This window comes from Streptomyces sp. NPDC086549, assembly GCF_044746205.1.
Classification (GTDB): domain Bacteria; phylum Actinomycetota; class Actinomycetes; order Streptomycetales; family Streptomycetaceae; genus Streptomyces.
In genome coordinates this window covers 312,214-329,766 of the sequence record NZ_JBIVBS010000002.1, presented here as the reverse complement: position 1 = coordinate 329,766, position 17,553 = coordinate 312,214, and the positions used below count along the sequence as shown (strand labels likewise).

Below are 17,553 nucleotides of genomic sequence, written 5' to 3'. Positions count from 1 at the left end.
CTTCGGCGGTCTCCGTGGTTGCCTCGGGGGCGGCGGCGGTCTTGCGCGTGCGGCGCGGCTTGGCCTCCGTGCCCTCGGCCGTCTCCACAGCGGTCGCAGCGGCCGTGGTGGCGGCCGTGGTGGCCTTGCGGGTGCGGCGGGGCTTGGCCTCGGTGGCCTCGGCCGTGTCCACTGCCGTTTCGGCGGCGGCCGCCGTCTTGCGGGTGCGACGCGGCTTGGTGGCCGGGGCGGCCTCAGCGGCGCCCTCGGCCGTGGCGACCGCAGCCTCAGCAGCCTCGGCGGTCTCGGCAACCCCGGTCGGCTCAGCGACCTTGCGGGTGCGGCGGCGCGGCTTCGTTTCCGGCGCCTCCGCGGGGGCCACGGGGGCCGTGGCCACCGGCGTCTCGGGCTCGGTCGCGACCTCGGCCGTGCTCTTTGCCGAGGGCACCGCCGGCTCCGCCGACCTGCGCGTACGGCGGCGGCGCGGCTTCTCCGGGGTGTCGAGCGCGGCGGGACCCTCCGCCGTGGTCACGGCGGCCTCCGCCGCCTCGGTCACCTTGGGCTCGGCGGCCGCCACCGGCTGCTCCGCCGACGCCCCGCCGCGGGTGCGGCGACGGCGGCGCGGGGTCCGGGACGACGTCGGCTCCTCCGCCGTGACGGCATCGGCGGTCGGCGACGCGGAGCCGACCGGCGTCGTACCGGCCGTGGATTCCAGGGCCGTTCCACCGCGTGTACGGCGGCGGCGACGCGGCGTACGCGCCGGACGCTCGCGCTCGGCGGAACGGTCCTCACCACGACCGCCCCGGCCACCACGGCCGCGCGCACCGCGGCCACCGGTCTCGCCCAGGTCCTCCAGCTCCTCCGCGTCGAGCCCGGCGCGGGTGCGCTCGGCACGCGGCAGGACACCCTTGGTGCCCGCGGGGATACCGAGGTCCTCGAAGAGGTGCGGGGAGGTGGAGTACGTCTCCACCGGGTCGTTGAAGTCCAGCTCCAGCGCCTTGTTGATCAGCTGCCAGCGCGGGATGTCGTCCCAGTCGACGAACGTGATCGCCGTACCCTTCGCGCCCGCGCGGCCCGTACGGCCGACGCGGTGCAGGTACGTCTTCTCGTCCTCGGGGGACTGGTAGTTGATGACGTGGGTGACGCCCTCGACGTCGATGCCGCGCGCGGCGACGTCGGTGCAGACGAGGACGTCCACCTTGCCGTTGCGGAAGGCGCGCAGCGCCTGCTCGCGGGCGCCCTGGCCGAGGTCGCCGTGGACCGCGCCGGAGGCGAAGCCGCGGCGCTCGAGCTGCTCGGCGATGTCGGCCGCCGTGCGCTTCGTGCGGCAGAAGATCATCGCCAGGCCGCGGCCGTCGGCCTGCAGGATGCGCGCGATCATCTCCGGCTTGTCCATGGAGTGACCGCGGTACACGAACTGCTTGATGTTCGCGACGGTCGCGCCCTCGTCGTCCGGCGCCGTGGCGCGGATGTGCGTGGGACGGGACATGTAGCGGCGCGCGAGGCCGATGACCGCGCCCGGCATGGTCGCCGAGAACAGCATCGTCTGGCGCTTCGCCGGAAGCATGTCGATGATCTTCTCGACGTCGGGCAGGAAGCCCAGGTCGAGCATCTCGTCGGCCTCGTCCAGGACCAGGCACTTGACGTGATTCAGGTTCAGCTTCTTCTGGCCCGCGAGGTCCAGGAGGCGCCCGGGGGTGCCGACGACCACGTCGACGCCCTTCCTGAGGGCCTCGACCTGAGGCTCGTAGGCCCGGCCGCCGTAGATCGCGGTGACGCGCACGTTGCGCACCTTGCCCGCGGTCAGCAGGTCGTTGGTGACCTGCGTGCACAGCTCGCGCGTGGGGACGACGACGAGCGCCTGCGGGGCGTCGGTGAGCGCCTCGGGCCGGGCGCGGCCGGCCTCGACGTCGGCGGGGACGGTGACGCGCTCCAGGAGCGGAAGGCCGAAGCCCAGCGTCTTGCCGGTGCCGGTCTTGGCCTGGCCGATGACGTCGGTGCCCGAGAGGGCGACGGGGAGCGTCATCTCCTGGATGGGGAAGGGGGTGATGATGCCGACGGCTTCCAGGGCCTCGGCGGTCTCGGGAAGGATTCCGAGTTCACGAAACGTCGTAGTCAGGGTGCTGCCTCTTCTGTGAGTCGCGGCGCGAGGCGAGCGCGGGGGTCTTTGACGGACCGTGCCGGGGACGTCGGCTGCCTTACGGGCAAACCACTCTGGGCAAGCCGTATGGCACGGGACCACTGCCGACGCTCTAGCGCTCGTACCGCTGAGGGTGTCCCTCCGGTTGTCGTACGTACAGAGCAGTACGGCCAGGAGGGCTGTCGGGTCGGAGCCGATCGGGCCACCGACCGGGCATCCTCATACGTGCGGCCTGTCGAGGTGCGACGTCGATTTACGACCACGTACCAGCAGGCGCATTACCACCATACCCCGGAAACTCGCACACGCGATGGCCGATTTGGTCACGTACTCGTCGTCACACTGGTTGACCAGGGGTTCCGAGAGGCGGCGGGCGGGCTATTGTGCGCTTCATGACGAGCTCTGACAAGCCTGACAACGCCCCCGAGGATGCCTCGCCCGAGGCCACCGGAGTCGCCGCCCAGGACTGGGCGAAGGCCTCCGCCGACCCGCAGTACCGCGCCGCGGTCGTGGACCTGCTCGGCGCACTCGCCTACGGGGAGCTGGCGGCGTTCGAGCGGCTCGCGGAGGATGCCAAGCTGGCGCCGACGCTGGCGGACAAGGCTGAGCTGGCCAAGATGGCCTCGGCCGAGTTCCACCACTTCGAGCAGCTGCGCGACCGGCTCACCGAGATCGGCGAGGAGCCGACCCGGGCCATGGAGCCCTTCGTCGCTGCCCTGGACGGCTTCCACAAGCAGACGGCGCCCTCGGACTGGCTGGAGGGCCTGGTCAAGGCGTACGTCGGCGACTCGATCGCCAGCGACTTCTACCGGGAGGTCGCGGCCCGCCTCGACTCCGACACACGCGAACTGGTTCTGGCCGTCCTGGACGACACCGGACACGCCGGTTTCGCCGTCGAGAAGGTGCGCGCCGCGATCGACGCGGACCCGCGGGTGGGCGGCCGGCTCGCCCTGTGGGCGCGGCGTCTGATGGGCGAGGCGCTCTCGCAGTCCCAGCGTGTGGTCGCCGACCGGGACGCGCTGTCCACGATGCTCGTCGGCGGCGTCGCGGACGGCTTCGACCTCGCCGAGGTCGGCAGGATGTTCTCCCGCATCACCGAGGCCCACACGAAGCGGATGGCGGCGCTCGGGCTGGCGGCCTAGAGCCAGGAGCCAACAGGCCCTGGCGGTCACCGGCCCCTACGCCGGGGCTGATCGTCGGCGGAGTCTCCCGGCCGGTCGCAGCAGCAGCGACAGCGAGGCCGCGGAGACCACCGCCGCGCCGAGGAGGCTCAGCAGGACCGTGCCGGGGCCCAGCGCGCTGTGGGTGACGAAGTCACCGAAGAGGGCTCCGGCGACGCCGGTGCAGAACACCAGGGGACGGGTGGGCATGCGGCGGGAGAGGCGGTGCACCGCGGCCCAGGCCAGGACGGCGCCGAGCAGCGCGGAGCCGAGAGCTTCCAGGATCATGACGGGTCCCTCCCACACGGCCGGCCCGCGCTTCGCGGTCGTAGCCCGTCATACCCGTGACCTGCGGAATGCAATCCCACCCTGTGGGTGACTTGTGTTGTACCCATGGAGCTTGTGCTGTGCCCATGGAGATCGTTCACACCCGTTCACGAGGAAGGGGCCCGGTGGCTGTGTCGCCACCGGGCCCCTTCCCTCAGCTGTCACTACAGCGCGCTGAAGCCCACCTTGCGGATGGTCGGCTCGCCGAGCTCGATATACGCCAAACGGTCGGCCGGGACCAGCACCTTGCGGCCCTTCTCGTCCGCGAGGCTCAGCAGCTGCGTCTTTCCGGCCAGCGCCTCGGCCACCACGCGCTCGATCTCCTCCGCGCTCTGACCGCTCTCCAGAACGATCTCGCGGGGCGCGTGCTGCACGCCGATCTTGACCTCCACGGCTATGTCCCTCCGACGGTCAGTGAAGTGCGCGACCTTGCGCGCCGTACCCAGCACACATTAGCCCGGTGAGGGGACGTACACGCTTCGGGCAAGAACGCCAGGAGCGAACACCGGACGGGAACAACCCGGCCGGGTGCCCTCAACGGCTTCCGTTCGGTCCCGTCCGCGGCACTGTCCGGTCGCGTCAGTGGTTCTGATCGAGTCCGTGCAGCGGGAAGCCGGCGATGCCCCGCCAGGCCAGCGACGTCAGCAGCTGCACGGCCTGGTCGCGCGGGACGCTGTGGTCGCTGTGCAGCCAGGAGCGCGCGACCACCTGGGCGAGTCCGCCGAGGCCAGAGGCCAGCAGCATCGACTCGGACCGAGACAGGCCCGTGTCCTCCGCGATGACGTCGCAGATCGCCTCGGCGCAGTCTTTGGTGACCTTGTCGACGCGCTCGCGCACCGCGGGCTCGTTCGTCAGGTCGGACTCGAAGACCAGACGGAACGCGCCGCCGTCGTCCTCGACGTACGCGAAGTAGGCGTCCATGGTCGCCCGCACGCGCTGCTTGTTGTCCGTCGTCGACTCCAGTGCGCCGCGGACGGCCTGGATCAGGGCCTCGCAGTGCTGGTCCAGCAGGGCCAGGTAGAGGTCGAGCTTGCCCGGGAAGTGCTGGTAGAGCACCGGCTTGCTGACACCGGCGCGCTCGGCGATGTCGTCCATCGCGGCCGCGTGGTAGCCCTGCGCCACGAAAACTTCCTGGGCGGCGCCCAGCAGCTGGTTCCGTCGGGCACGGCGCGGCAGGCGAGTGCCCCGCGGGCGAGCCGCCTCTGTCTGCTCGATGGCTGTCACGCCGCCTCCCAAAGTCGTCCACATGCGGTGTGCGCCGCGCGGCCATCGTACTTTTCGGTAACCGTGGTGTGCGCGGTGCGAGCGCAGAATTTCACGTAGCGGACAGCGGCGAAAGTCCCTCATAGAGCACTAAACGGGGCAGGTCACTCCCCGTACCCGCCTCGGTGTCAGCGGTAATCGTCCTCGTCGAGGGTGACGACGCGCGCCTGCTCGATGATGTCCGCCTCGTTCGCGCTGGCCGGGTCGACGTCCTCGAGGGGGTCGTCACGGTCCGGCGCGAGGTCCGCGTGCTGTTCGGCCGCGTCGTTCTCGGGGGCCTCGACGTCGAACTGCGGGACCTCGTCCGCCGCGAGTTCCACGAAGACGTCGGGGTCGGTGGGGTCAAGGGCCATGGCGGGCTCCCTTCCGTCGAACGTCCCTGGGAGAAACAGGGGCTACAAGCGGGTGCCCTCTGTATGAGCGTAGGAGACACCCGATTCGGACGCTATGCGATCCGCACATGTTCTGTGACTGCGAACACACGAATCACTGCGTGATCGTCTCGTAACATTGCCGCATGTCTTCGACCGAGTTGCCGTCCGTGCCGGCCACCAGTGTGCTCCCGAAGGCGGCGGCCGTCAGGGTCGCGGAGGGCGAGCGGCTCGGCTCTGTGGGCCTCCCGGGAGTCACGCTGTCGATCCGGTCGAGGCCACCCGCGCGCGCGGGCCTGCCACCCGCGCTGTACGTCCACGGCCTCGGCGGTTCCTCGCAGAACTGGTCGTCGCTCATGGAGCGGCTCGACGGTGTCGTCGACAGCGAGGCGGTCGACCTGCCGGGCTTCGGCGACTCGCCGCCGCCGGACGACGGCGACTACTCCGTCACGGGGCACGCGCGCGCGGTGATCCGCTATCTCGACGCGTCCGGGCGCGGCCCGGTACACCTCCTCGGGAACTCGCTGGGTGGTGCGGTCGCCACGCGCGTCTCCGCCGTGCGTCCCGATCTCGTACGGACGCTCACGCTCGTCTCGCCCGCGCTGCCGGAGCTGCGCGTGCAGCGGACCGCGGTGCCGACCGCGCTGCTGGGGGCGCCCGGCGCGGCCGCGCTGTTCACGCGGGTGACCAAGGAGTGGACGGTGGAGCAGCGGGTCCGCGGGGTCCTGGGGCTGTGCTATGGCGACCCCGCGCGGGTGACGCCCGAGGCGTTCGGACACGCCGTGGAGGAACTGGAGCGGCGGCTCCAACTGCCGTACTTCTGGGACGCGATGACGCGGTCCGCGCGCGGGCTGGTGAACGCGTACACGCTGGGCGGGCAGCACGGGCTGTGGCGCCAGGCCGAGCGTGTCCTGGCGCCGACCCTCCTGATCTACGGCGGCCGCGACCAGCTCGTCGGCTACCGCATGGCCCAGCGGGCGGCCCGCTCCTTCTGCGACTCCCGCCTGCTTACCCTGCCCGACGCCGGGCACGTGGCGATGATGGAGTATCCGGAGGCGGTGGCCGAGGCGTTCCGTGAACTCCTCGCGGACTCGGGGGAGTCGGGGCCGGTGGCCGACGGTGGTCCCGGTGGCCGGGGTGCCACCGGCGCGAGTGCGGGGAGCTGAGGGGCGACGTGGGACGCCACAGCCGCCGCGGGCCCTCCTCCAAGGGTGATGCCGCGGACATAGGCGCGAGGCGGGGGGCGCGGGGGTCCGCGGGGGCCGCAGGAGCCACCGGGAACGCGGGGGCCGCGGGGCCCCCGGGCGGTCCGGTGGACGGCCCGGTGGGCGGTACGCCCGCGCGCGGCGTCCCTCGTTTCCCGGACGGTACGCCTGCCCACGGGACCCCCCGTCTTCCTGACGGCACCCCCGCCCAGGGCATCCCCCAATCCCGTGGCGGGCACCCCGAGCAGCGTGAATCCGGTGGTGGCTGGGGCGAGTTGAAGGGGCGGGCCGGTGCGGGGCGCGGTGTCCCGCCCGGAGTCGGTGTGGCGGGGCCCGGTGCGGCCGTACCGCGGCAGCGGCAGGCGATGCGGGGCGGCCCCCGGCAGGACTACCTCGACGCCTTCGACGAGTACGACGACGTCTTCGTGCCCCGGTCCGGAGCCGGCATCGGCGCCCAGCGCACGGAGTCGTACACCCCCGTCACCGGCCGGACCGCACCCGCACCCGCGACCGAGGCGGACGGCGACGCGCCCCCGACGGGCCCGCCCGCGCAGACGAAGGGCGGCAAGGGCCGGGCCTTCACCGGCATCGCGGCCGCCGCCGTCACCACCGTGCTCGCCGTGATCGTGGCCGGCCAGGTCGCCGACGGCCGCGACGACACCGACGTGCGGTCGCAGTCGGCCACCGATCAGGCCCGCACCGACCACGACTCCACCTCGCGCGGCAAAGGCCGGACGACCCCGTCCGCCTCGCCGAGCGTGGCGGCACTGACGTACGAGCAGAAGATGGCCACGAAGTACCCGCTCGGCGCCACGCTCAAGGGCTCGGGGAAGTTCGACGCCGTCCCGGGCACCGACAAGGCCCCGGGCAAGGGGAAGAAGTACACCTACCGAGTGGACGTGGAGCAGGGGCTCGGCCTGGACGCCGAACTCTTCGCCCAGGCTGTCCAGAAGACGCTCAACGACGACCGCAGCTGGGCCCACGACGGGGCTCGCACCTTCGAGCGCGTCGATTCCGGCAAGCCCGACTTCGTGATCACGCTCGCGAGTCCCGGCACCACCGCCGAGTGGTGCGCCAAGTCCGGTCTCGACACGACGGAGGACAACGTGTCGTGCGACTCCGCCTCCACCGAGCGCGTGATGATCAACGCGTATCGGTGGGCGCAGGGCAGCAAGACGTACGGGGACGAGATCCACGCCTACCGGCAGATGCTCATCAACCACGAGGTCGGCCACCGGCTGGGCCACGGCCATGTCACCTGCGACAAGGACGGCGAGCTGGCCCCGGTCATGCAGCAGCAGACCAAGTTCCTCGACCACGACGGAATCCACTGTCTGCCCAACCCCTGGCCCTACCCCAGGAGTTGAGCGCCGTCGTACGCCGGGTCGGCGACCGGATCACGGTGTGACGTTCCGCGTTCGAATGATCTCTTAGCGCGAGCGAACGTCGCCCGCACGGGAAAGTTACGTCCGTTCACCCCTTTTGGTGGCGTGATGGACAACCGTCCGTCGCGCCACCGTCATGTCCGCATACGTTCGTCCCGCTGCGAGCCGCCGGGACAACGGCGGCTCCCCATACGGGAGATCGGGGGTGCGCTCGTGCGCATCGGACTGCTTACGGAGGGTGGTTATCCGTATCTGGGCGGTGATGCCAGGCTCTGGTGCGACCGGCTCGTGCGCGGGCTCGGGCAGCACGAGTTCGACATCTTCGCGCTCAGTCGCAGCCGGCAACAGGAGGACGAGGGCTGGATCCCGCTTCCGCCACAGGTCAGCCGGGTTCGCACGGCCCCGCTGTGGACCGCCGAGGACGACGGGGCGGTGTGGAACCGGCGCGCGCGCCGGCGCTTCGCCGACTGCTACGGAGAGCTCGTCGAGTCGTTCTGCGCCGGGCCGGACGGTCAGGCGGACCGTTTCGCCAGTGCGCTGTACGGGCTCGCGGAACTGGCGCGCGACGACGGCGGTCTGGTCGGCGCGCTCCGCTCCGAAACCGCCGTACGCGCGCTGGAGCGTGCCTGCCGTGCGCCCGGCGCACCGCGCACGGCGCGCGAGGCACGCGTACCCGACCTGCTCGCCGTCGCCGCACACCTGGAACGCACCCTGCGCCCCCTCTCCCTCGACTGGTACGGGGACGACGGACTCGGCCCGGCCGACCTGTGCCATGCGACGGCCGGAGGGCCCGCGGCGCTCACCGGACTGCTCGCCCGCCATTTCTCCGGCGTACCGCTGCTGGTGACGGAGTACGGCGTGCGCCTGCGCTCGCACTACCTCGCCTCTTCCGAGGCCGCTCCCGCCGTACGCGCCCTGCTCGCCTCCTTCCACGGCAGGCTCGCCGCCGAGGTCTATCAGCGGGCCGCGATCGTCACGCCCGGCAACGCGCACGCCCGTCGCTGGCAGGAGCGCTGCGGCGCGGACCGGGCGAGGATCCGCATGGTCTACCCGGGCATGGAGGCCTCCCGCTTCGCGGAGGTCGGCGAGGCTCCGGACCACGCCGACCCGGGCACGCTCGTGTGGGTCGGCCGGGTCGAACCCGCCAAGGACCTGGTGTCGCTGCTGCACGCCTTCGCGGAAGTCCGCAAGGAGGAGCCCAAGGCGCGGCTGCGCGTCGTCGGCGCGGCCGTGGGCGCCGAGGGGGAGGCGTACCTCGGCCAGTGCCGGGCACTCGCGGCGCAGCTCTTCCCGGACGAGGCCGAGGACGTGCACGCCGTCGGCGACAACCCGGTGTCCTTCGAGGAGATCGGTGGCCCCGAGGCCCCGACCCTCGCCGACGTGTACGCCTCCGGCGCGGTGACCATCCTCTCCAGCGTCGTCGAGGGCTTCCCGATCAGCCTGGTCGAGGCCATGCTCTGCGGTCGCGCGACGGTGTCCACGGACGTCGGCGCGGTGGTCGAGGTCATCGGCGGCACGGGACTCGTCGTGCCGCCGCGCAACCCGCGGGCGCTCGCGGAGGCGTGCGTGGCACTGCTGCGCGACCCCGAGCGCCGTGAGCGCCTGGGCGCGGCCGCCCGGGCCCGGGCGCTCGAACTGTTCACCGTCGAGCAGAACATCGCGGCATTTCACGGCATTTACCTGGAGATCGTCTCGCACTGCCCCGTGCGTCGTGTCGTCCTCGACGACACCGGCGAACCCCTCCCGTTCGCCGTCCCGGCCGAGGCCCACCTCCCCGGCCGCTGGACGGGACCCGTCTCCCGCGTCGTCGCCCGCGGCGGCCCCGCCTGGGCCTCCGGCCCACCGGTACGCGCCACCCCCTTCACTACCCCGGAGGGAGCCCGATGAGCGACCTGGGCGAACTGAACCGTCCCGGAACCCCGAGCAGCCCCGGCGCGTGGGACACCCGGTCGGAGGGGTGGCTCACGGGGCAGGAGCCGGAGCCGGGTGACGGTGGCGGGAGTGAGCTGGACTCCTCCCACGACGCCGAGTCGTCCGTGCCGACGGCCGCCAGAGCCGACGCGGGCACGGGAAGAGCAGGCGGCCCCGCTGTCCGTCGGGGCGCCGACCCCGTGAAGGCGCTGATGCACCGTCATCGCGAGCTGTGCGAGCGCGCCGTGGACCCGCTGGAGATCGCGGCGGGACTGGAGGCGCACGGCGTCACCGACCGGACCGCCGCGCGCTACCGCCACCGCGACGTCTTCTCGCTCGCCGAGGAGATGCACGCGCGCGTGCCCCGCGGCGACGACACGCTCCCGCCGTCCGACCCCGCGACAGCGCCCCGCGCGCGCGCCGACTGGGCCCTGCTCACCCTCCTTCCCGGAGCGCTCGGCGCGGCGGCCGTGACCACCGCGGACCTCACCCACGGCCGGACGCGCCTCCTGGTGGCCACCGTCGGCGTCCTCGCCGTGGCCCTGGGCGTGCGCGCGGCACTCCGCCGCGGCCCGCTCAGCACACCGCCGAGCACGCACGCCTGGCGCACGGCAGCCCGCATGCGCGCCTCCACCTACTGGCTCCTCGGCTACGCACTCCTCGGCGACGGCCTGCTCCGCGCCGTACTGCACGGCGGCCCCGACGGCCCGCCCACCGGCGCACCGGACAGCCCCTGGCCCCTGGCCACCGCGTCCGCCCTGGCCCTCACCCTGGCCTGCGCCCCGGCGGCCTGGAGCGCCCACCTCTTCGCCGCACGCGCACAGCGCAGGCTCGCGGCCAGCCGCGGCCTGGAGGAGTTCACCGCCGCCGCACGGCCGCTGCTGCTCGGCATGGTCGCCCTGTTCCTGAGCGCCCTCACGGCCCTGGCCGCCCTGACCGGCACGGTCCTGCACGAGCCCGCCGCCTATCCCCAGACCCTCACCCTGGGCACCCTCCTCCTGCTCGCCCGTCTCCTCGCCGTCCACCGGCTCCCGCACGCCCCGGCTCATGCCCTCACCGCCACGGCCGCGACCGAAGCGACGGCCCTGGCCCTGGTGCTCGGCGGGCGTCTTCCTGGATGCGCCTTCCTGGCGACCCCCGTCGAGACCCTCGTGGACACCTGGGGAGCCGGCAGCGTCCCCGCGCTCGCCTGCGCAACGGCCGCCCTGACCCTGCTGCTCCACGCGGCCCGCACGCTGACCCGCGCCTCGGCGCACGCGTCCACGGGAGAGTACCGGTGACCAGCGCGACACACCGCTCTTCGCGACGGAGCGATCCACCACCCGACCCAGACCTGTCCCAGCCGCAGGCGCCCGGCCCAGACGCCGGAGGCAATCGCACCAACCCTTCGAAGGAGAACACCAGATGACCACCTCCCGACCCGGAGCGTCCGGAGCCACCGGAACAGCCGGAACGCACACCCCGGGAGCCGAACGATGAGGGTCCTGCTGATCGGAGCCAACGGCTACCTCGGCCGCTTCGTCGCCGACCGCCTGCTCGCCGACCCGGCCGTCCAGCTCACCGCGCTCGGGCGCGGCGACGACGCCGACGTCCGCTTCGACCTCGCGACGGGCAGCCCCGGCGCGCTCACCCGTTTCCTCGACGCGGTCCACCCCGGAGTCGTCGTCAACTGCGCCGGAGCCACCCGCGGCGGCGCCCGCGAACTCACCCGGCACAACACGGTCGCCGTTGCCACGGTCTGCGAGGCCCTGCGCCGCAGCGGCTGCGGCGCCCGGCTGGTGCAGATCGGCTGCAGCTCCGAGTACGGTCCGAGCCAGCCCGGCTCCTCCACGGCCGAGGACGCCGTCCCGCGCCCCGGCGGCCCGTACGGCGTCAGCAAGCTCGCCGCCACCGAACTGGTCCTGGGCTCTGGCCTGGACGCCGTGGTCCTCCGCGTGTTCTCGCCCGCCGGACCCGGCACCCCGGCCGGCTCCCCGCTCGGCCGTCTCGCCGAGGCGATGCGCCGCGCCATGCAGTCCGGTGACGGCGAACTCAAGCTCGGCGGGCTGGGCGCCCAGCGTGACTTCGTCGATGTCCGTGACGTGGCGCGCGCCGTGCACGCCGCCTCGCTCTCCGCGGCGCAGGGCGTCATCAACATCGGCTCGGGCCGCGCCGTCCGCCTCCGCGACGCCGCCGCCGTCCTCGCCCGGGTCGCCGGATACGGCGGCGCCCTGCACGAACTCGACGGACCGCCCGGTCCCCTGAGAGTGGCCATCGGCCACCCCCGCACCGAATCCGACCACGCGGCCCCGGTCGCGTACCCGTATCCGGACGGCTGCGGCAGCTGGCAGCAGGCCGATGTGCGCACCGCACGCGACCGGCTCGGCTGGCGGCCCCGGATCAACCTGGAAGAGTCTCTCGCCGACATCTGGATGGAGGCGGCATGCCGCATCTGACCAGCACCAAGGCGGGTGCCGCGAGCACCCGCTTCCGCACCGGCTTCGGCATCCCCGGCTATGCGCATCCTCTGGTCGCCCCGACCGAGTGGGCCGAACTCACCCGTCCCGGCACGCCTCTGCACTGGGTCGCCCTCAACGTCTCGGGCGGAGGTCCCGGCACTCGCCCCGACCCGCACTGCCTGGAAGCGGCCGGTCGGCTCCGCAACGCCGGCGTCCGCCTCCTCGGCCACCTGGACACCACCCACGGCGCCCGTGCCCATGGAGACCTGGTCTCCGACGCCCACCGATACCTCGACTGGTACCAGGTCGACGGCTTCCTCCTCGACCGCTGCCCCGCCGAGCGCACCGAGCTCCCCGAGGTTCGCCGCACCGTCACCGCGCTCCGCGCGATGCGCGAGGACACCCATGTGGTCCTCGGCCACGGCACCCACCCCCACCCGGGCTACGCCGAGAACGCGGACCAACTGGTGACCTTCTCCGGCCCCTGGACCGACTACCGCTGGTCCCAGGTGGCCGAGTGGACCGCCGACTACCCGCCCGACCGCTTCTGCCACTTCGTGCACGGCGTGCCCCGCGGCCACCTCGACGAGGCGCTGCGCATCGCCCGCTGGCAGGGCGCGGCGACGATCTACTTCACCGACCGCACCGATCACGGCGGCCGCGCCGATCCCTGGGAGACCATGCCCGGCTACTGGGACGAAATCGTCTCGCGGATCGGAACAGGTGTCTCGGAATGAAAGGGGCCATGGCACTGTTACACGAAGAACAACCGTAGTGATCGACCGACCAACGGAGCCCCCGTGTCGCTGCCACCCCTGGTCGAGCCAGCTTCTGAGCTCACCGTAGACGAGGTCCGCCGGTACTCCCGCCACCTGATCATCCCGGACGTCGGGATGGACGGGCAGAAGCGGCTGAAGAACGCCAAGGTGCTCTGTGTGGGCGCCGGCGGCCTGGGCTCGCCGGCGCTCATGTACCTGGCCGCGGCGGGCGTCGGCACGCTCGGCATCGTGGAGTTCGACGAGGTCGACGAGTCGAACCTGCAGCGCCAGATCATCCACAGCCAGTCCGACATCGGCCGCTCCAAGGCCGAGTCCGCGCGTGACTCCGTTCTCGGCATCAACCCGTACGTGAACGTGATCCTTCACGAGGAGCGGCTCGAGGCCGACAACGTGATGGACATCTTCAGCCAGTACGACCTGATCGTCGACGGCACGGACAACTTCGCGACCCGCTACCTGGTCAACGACGCGTGCGTGCTGCTGAACAAGCCGTACGTGTGGGGTTCGATCTACCGCTTCGACGGCCAGGCCTCCGTCTTCTGGTCCGAGTACGGCCCCTGCTACCGCTGCCTCTACCCGGAGCCCCCGCCCCCGGGCATGGTCCCCTCCTGCGCCGAGGGCGGCGTCCTGGGCGTGCTGTGCGCGTCCATCGGCTCCATCCAGGTCACCGAGGCGATCAAGGTCCTCACCGGCACCGGTGAGCCGCTGGTCGGCCGTCTGATGATCTATGACGCCCTGGAGATGCAGTACCGCCAGGTCAAGGTCCGCAAGGACCCGAACTGCGCGGTCTGCGGCGAGAACCCGACCGTCACCGAGCTCATCGACTACGAGGCCTTCTGCGGGGTCGTGTCCGAGGAGGCCCAGGAGGCGGCCGCCGGTGCGACGATCACTCCGAAGCAGCTCAAGGAGTGGATCGACGAGGGCGAGAACATCGAGATCATCGACGTCCGTGAGATCAACGAGTACGAGATCGTCTCGATCCCCGGTGCCAAGCTGATCCCGAAGAACGAGTTCCTCATGGGCACCGCGCTGGAGACCCTCCCGCAGGACAAGAAGATCGTCCTGCACTGCAAGACGGGTGTCCGCAGCGCCGAGGTCCTCGCCGTGCTGAAGTCCGCGGGCTTCGCGGACGCCGTGCACGTCGGCGGTGGCGTGATCGGCTGGGTCAACCAGATCGAGCCGGACAAGCCGGTCTACTAGGCGTACGCCTTCCCCGGTTCCGGAGGGGCCCGGCACCACGAGTGCCGGGCCCCTTTCCGCTGCCCGACGCGCTGCGCCAGGGACCGGAGCTAGGAGCAGACCGTGCCGTCCTTCGGCACCGTGCCGTTCAGCAGGTACGCGTTCACGGCCGAGTCGACGCAGTCGCTCTCGCTGCCGTACGCCCCGTGTCCCTCGCCCTTCCAGGTGAGCTCCACGCCGACGCCCTTGCCCAGCTCGTCCGCCATCCTGCGGGCGCCCTCGTACGGTGTCGCCGGGTCCCCGGTGTTGCCGACCAGCAGGATCGGCGCCGCACCCGCCGCACTGACCTCCGGGGTGTCGTACTGCCCGGCCACCGGCCAGTCGTGGCACCAGCCGGCTGTGTCCCAGCCCATGAAGTCCCCGAACACCGGCGAGATCTTCTCGAACTCCGGCAGCAGCTTCTTCGTCTCCTGGAGTGTGGGCCGCTGCTTGTCGTCCAGGCACGATATGACCCGTTGGGCGTGGGTCGTCGTGCCGTAGCGCCCCGAGGAGTTGCGCTCGTTGTAGTCGTCCGCGAGCGACAGCAGCTTCGAACCGTCGCCCCGCTCGGCCGCGTTCAGGGCGCTGGTGAGCGTCGGCCAGCTGGCCTCGCTGTACAGAGGCAGGACGATGCCGGTGACCGCGAGCGTCTGTGTCAGTCTGCGTCCGGACGACGTCGGGAGCGGATGGGCGTCGATCTTGTCCAGCAGGTTCACGATCTTCCGCGAGCCCTGCTTCGGGTCCTGGCCCGTGGACTTCAGATAGTCGTCGAGGGCCCGCTGGAAGCCCCGGGTCTGGTTCTCGGCGTGGCCTACCGTGTCGGCGCTCGGGTCGACCACCGCGTCGAGGATCAGCCGCCCCACGTTCTTCGGGAACAAGTGGGCGTAGACGCCGCCGAGTTCGGTGCCGTACGAGATGCCGAAGTAGTGCATCTTGGTGTCACCGAGGACCTGGCGCATCAGGTCCATGTCGCGTGCCGTGTCGGTCGTCGACACATGCGCCATCAGCTTGCCGGCGGCCCGCTCGCAGCCCTTGCCGAAGTCGGTGGCGTCCCGGAAGTAGGCCTGCTCCTCGGCCGGTGTGTCCGGGGTGGCGTCCACCGTCTCGGCGGCCTGGATCTCCCGGTCGCCGCGGCAGCGGATGCCCTCGCTCGCCCCGACCCCGCGCGGGTCCCAGCTCACCAGGTCGTACCGCTCACGCAGCTTGGAGACCATGGTGGCGTAGTACGGCATCGTGGACACGCCCGAGCCGCCCGGGCCGCCGAAGTTGAACAGCAGCGAGCCGATGTGGTCGCCCCCGGTCGCCTTGGCGCGGATCAGCGCCAGACCGATCGTCTCGCCGTCCGGCTTCGACCAGTCCAGCGGCACTTTGAGCGTGGCGCACTGCCAGTCGCCGCTCGGTGCCGGTGAGTCCCCCGTGGCCTTGCAGCGGCCCCAGTCCGGACTCTGGGTCGTGAGTGAGGCGGGCAGGGCGGCTGTGGTGGCCGGCGACGCCGACGGCGATTCGGGCCGGCCCTTCCCCTCGTCCTTGCCTCCGCCGGACGATCCGCCGCCGCATCCGGCCACCAGAACCGCTGTGGCGACTGTGGCCGTCCACCGTACGAAACGCGACATGTGCACCCCCTCGCGAGCTCTCCGCACCGAGCCGCGGGGAGCAGTCAGGCCATAGTAGGCAGATCGAGCCGAGCCTGCTCCGGCCTGTGGATAACCGTCTGACCTGGGGTTTTCTAAAGGGTGCCTGGGGTTTTGCGAAGATTCCGAGTGGCTCAGGAGCAGACCGTCCCGGCCGGCGGCACCTTTCCGTCCAGCAGGTAGCCGTTCACCGCGTCCTGCACGCACTTGTTCTTGCTGTCGTACGCGCCGTGCCCCTGCCCCTTGTATGTCAGTTCGACGCCGACGCCCTTGCCGAGCGCGTCCACCATCTTCCGAGCGCCCTCGTACGGGGTCGCCGGGTCGCCGGTGTTGCCCACGACGAGGATCGGCGCCGCCCCGGGCGCGCTCACGTCGGGATGGTCGGCGGCGCCCGGCACCGCCCAGTTGGTGCAGCTGAGCATGCCCCAGGCCAGGAAGTCCCCGAACAGCGAGGAGGCCGCGCGGAACTGCGGCAGCCTCTGCTCGACGTAGTCGGCGGTGTAGCGCGGCTTGTCGTCGGCGCAGTTGATGGCGATGTTCGCCGCGGTGATGTTGCTGTACTCGCCGTTCTCGTTGCGGCCGTTCATCGAGTCGGACAGCAGCATCAGGATCCTGCCGTCACCGTCGTACGCCTGCTCCAGGCCCTCGGTGAGGTACTCCCAGAAGTCCTTGGAGTACAGGGACTGCGCGATGCCGTTGGTCGCGGCGGTCTGGGTCAGCTGGCGCGGGAAGATGCCCGGGATCGGCTTCTTGTCGAGGTCCTTGAGCAGCTTGGCGATGCGGTCCTTGACGTCCTGCGGGGTGTCGCCGATCGGGCACTCGGTCGTCTTCGACGTGCAGTCCTCGGCGAAGTTGTTGAGCGCGAGCTGGAAGCCCTGGGCCTGGCCGAGCGAGCTCTGTTCGGGGTCCTGCGTGGGGTCGACGACCCCGTCGAAGACGGCCCGTCCCACGTTCTTGGGGAACAAGTGGGCGTAGACGCCGCCGAGTTCGGTGCCGTACGAGATGCCGAAGTAGTGCAGCTTGTCGTCGCCGAGGACCTGGCGCATCAGGTCCATGTCGCGGGCGGCGTCCGTGGTGCGCACGTGCGGCAGGACCTTCTTGGAGTTCTTCTCGCAGGCCCCGTTGAACTGCTTGGTGCGATTCAGGAGCTGGTCGCGCTCCGCCGTGTCGTCGGGCGTCGAGTCCTGCTGGAAGAAATCGTCGAGCTGCTCGTCGCTCTCGCACTCGACCGGTGCGCTGCGGCCGACCCCGCGCGGGTCGAAGCTCACCAGGTCGTAGCGGGTGCGCAGTTTCGCGTAGTCCTCGCCGAAGGCGGGCAGCGTGGTGACGCCGGAACCGCCGGGGCCGCCGAAGTTGAAGATCAGCGAGCCGATCCGCTTGCCCGGGTCGCCGCTGGCCTTCGCCCGGATCAGCGCGAGGCCGATGGTGGGGCCCTTGGGGTCGTTCCAGTCGAGGGGCGCCTGCATGGTGGCGCACTGCCATGCTCCGCCGTTCGGCAGCGGTGACGGTGAGCCGCCGCCGCCCTCCGCCGCGGAAGGTGCCGGGCAGTCCTTCCAGTCAAGTTTCTGCGTGGTCAGATCCCCGTGCCCATCCCCGGAGCCGCTGCTGCACCCCGCCACCAGCGAGGACAGCACGACGGCGACGGTCAGGGCGGCGCGGATCCGGGAGGGCTTCGGCATGTTTCCATCCTGGAACGGCGCACGGTCGCACGCTCGGGGCGCGGGCCGTACGAGGTACCTCCCAGCC

15 protein-coding genes are annotated in these 17,553 nt (G+C 71.7%); 8 read left to right on the top strand and 7 right to left on the bottom strand.

Going from position 1 to position 17,553, the window contains the following annotated elements; translation table 11 throughout:
- On the bottom strand, positions 1–2,005 hold a 2,005-nt coding region (locus ACIPSA_RS08165; RefSeq protein ID WP_402630271.1), incomplete at its 3' end, for a DEAD/DEAH box helicase.
- Between the two features lie 497 nt (positions 2,006–2,502).
- On the opposite strand from ACIPSA_RS08165, the gene ACIPSA_RS08160 reads away from it, so the two are divergent.
- Positions 2,503–3,261: a ferritin-like fold-containing protein gene (locus ACIPSA_RS08160; RefSeq protein WP_402630269.1), complete on the top strand. Its 759-nt coding sequence runs from the start codon at positions 2,503–2,505 to the stop codon at positions 3,259–3,261.
- A gap of 36 nt (positions 3,262–3,297) precedes the next feature.
- Here the strand turns inward: ACIPSA_RS08160 and ACIPSA_RS08155 are convergent, their stop codons facing one another.
- The 4 genes from ACIPSA_RS08155 to ACIPSA_RS08140 all read right to left on the bottom strand — a co-directional run bounded on the left by ACIPSA_RS08155 (position 3,298) and on the right by ACIPSA_RS08140 (position 5,222).
- The gene (locus ACIPSA_RS08155) at positions 3,298–3,567 is read right to left on the bottom strand and encodes a hypothetical protein (RefSeq protein WP_402630266.1); all 270 of its coding nucleotides are present in this window, start codon (positions 3,565–3,567) and stop codon (positions 3,298–3,300) included.
- A gap of 203 nt (positions 3,568–3,770) precedes the next feature.
- A complete protein-coding gene (locus ACIPSA_RS08150; protein WP_402630263.1) occupies positions 3,771–3,998 on the bottom strand; it encodes a DUF3107 domain-containing protein in 228 nt (75 codons plus the stop codon).
- Between the two features lie 187 nt (positions 3,999–4,185).
- Positions 4,186–4,830: a TetR/AcrR family transcriptional regulator gene (locus ACIPSA_RS08145; RefSeq protein WP_402630261.1), complete on the bottom strand. Its 645-nt coding sequence runs from the start codon at positions 4,828–4,830 to the stop codon at positions 4,186–4,188.
- A 167-nt stretch (positions 4,831–4,997) separates the two neighbouring features.
- On the bottom strand, positions 4,998–5,222 hold the full coding sequence (locus ACIPSA_RS08140; protein WP_402630259.1) for a hypothetical protein: 225 nt from the start codon (positions 5,220–5,222) through the stop codon (positions 4,998–5,000).
- Between the two features lie 164 nt (positions 5,223–5,386).
- On the opposite strand from ACIPSA_RS08140, the gene ACIPSA_RS08135 reads away from it, so the two are divergent.
- From ACIPSA_RS08135 to moeZ, 7 genes are all read left to right on the top strand, one after another.
- Entirely contained in the window at positions 5,387–6,406 is a 1,020-nt protein-coding gene (locus tag ACIPSA_RS08135; RefSeq protein WP_402630256.1) for an alpha/beta fold hydrolase, read from the top strand.
- Positions 6,407–6,414: 8 nt separating this feature from the next.
- On the top strand, positions 6,415–7,812 hold the full coding sequence (locus ACIPSA_RS08130; protein WP_402630254.1) for a DUF3152 domain-containing protein: 1,398 nt from the start codon (positions 6,415–6,417) through the stop codon (positions 7,810–7,812).
- 231 nt (positions 7,813–8,043) lie between these two features.
- On the top strand, positions 8,044–9,717 hold the full coding sequence (locus tag ACIPSA_RS08125; RefSeq protein WP_402630251.1) for a DUF3492 domain-containing protein: 1,674 nt from the start codon (positions 8,044–8,046) through the stop codon (positions 9,715–9,717).
- Positions 9,714–11,021 (top strand): hypothetical protein, encoded by a 1,308-nt coding sequence (locus ACIPSA_RS08120; protein ID WP_402630249.1) that lies wholly within the window; start codon positions 9,714–9,716, stop codon positions 11,019–11,021. Before ACIPSA_RS08125 ends, ACIPSA_RS08120 begins: the two co-directional genes overlap by 4 nt.
- Positions 11,022–11,216: 195 nt before the next feature.
- Positions 11,217–12,176, top strand: a complete 960-nt coding sequence (locus ACIPSA_RS08115; protein ID WP_402630247.1) for an NAD-dependent epimerase/dehydratase family protein — start codon at positions 11,217–11,219, stop codon at positions 12,174–12,176.
- On the top strand, positions 12,164–12,916 hold the full coding sequence (locus ACIPSA_RS08110; RefSeq protein ID WP_402630245.1) for a spherulation-specific family 4 protein: 753 nt from the start codon (positions 12,164–12,166) through the stop codon (positions 12,914–12,916). Before ACIPSA_RS08115 ends, ACIPSA_RS08110 begins: the two co-directional genes overlap by 13 nt.
- A gap of 63 nt (positions 12,917–12,979) precedes the next feature.
- A complete protein-coding gene (gene moeZ / locus ACIPSA_RS08105; RefSeq protein ID WP_402630242.1) occupies positions 12,980–14,158 on the top strand; it encodes an adenylyltransferase/sulfurtransferase MoeZ in 1,179 nt (392 codons plus the stop codon).
- A gap of 89 nt (positions 14,159–14,247) precedes the next feature.
- On the opposite strand, the gene ACIPSA_RS08100 is transcribed toward moeZ, so the two are convergent.
- A complete protein-coding gene (locus tag ACIPSA_RS08100; RefSeq protein ID WP_402630239.1) occupies positions 14,248–15,789 on the bottom strand; it encodes an alpha/beta hydrolase in 1,542 nt (513 codons plus the stop codon).
- Positions 15,790–15,941: 152 nt separating this feature from the next.
- Complete coding sequence (locus tag ACIPSA_RS08095; protein ID WP_402630237.1) at positions 15,942–17,486, bottom strand: alpha/beta hydrolase; 1,545 nt, start codon at positions 17,484–17,486, stop codon at positions 15,942–15,944.
- Positions 17,487–17,553: the final 67 nt, after the last annotated feature.

Bases quoted from the DNA above. Each gene is read 5' to 3' on its own strand.
- ACIPSA_RS08155 (WP_402630266.1), bottom strand. From the start codon at position 3,567: ATGATCCTGGAAGCTCTCGGCTCCGCGCTGCTCGGCGCCGTCCTGGCC.
- ACIPSA_RS08140 (WP_402630259.1), bottom strand. From the start codon at position 5,222: ATGGCCCTTGACCCCACCGACCCCGACGTCTTCGTGGAACTCGCGGCG.
- ACIPSA_RS08135 (WP_402630256.1), top strand. From the start codon at position 5,387: ATGTCTTCGACCGAGTTGCCGTCCGTGCCGGCCACCAGTGTGCTCCCG.
- ACIPSA_RS08120 (WP_402630249.1), top strand. From the start codon at position 9,714: ATGAGCGACCTGGGCGAACTGAACCGTCCCGGAACCCCGAGCAGCCCC.
- ACIPSA_RS08115 (WP_402630247.1), top strand. From the start codon at position 11,217: ATGAGGGTCCTGCTGATCGGAGCCAACGGCTACCTCGGCCGCTTCGTC.
- ACIPSA_RS08110 (WP_402630245.1), top strand. From the start codon at position 12,164: ATGCCGCATCTGACCAGCACCAAGGCGGGTGCCGCGAGCACCCGCTTC.
- ACIPSA_RS08100 (WP_402630239.1), bottom strand. From the start codon at position 15,789: ATGTCGCGTTTCGTACGGTGGACGGCCACAGTCGCCACAGCGGTTCTG.
- ACIPSA_RS08095 (WP_402630237.1), bottom strand. From the start codon at position 17,486: ATGCCGAAGCCCTCCCGGATCCGCGCCGCCCTGACCGTCGCCGTCGTG.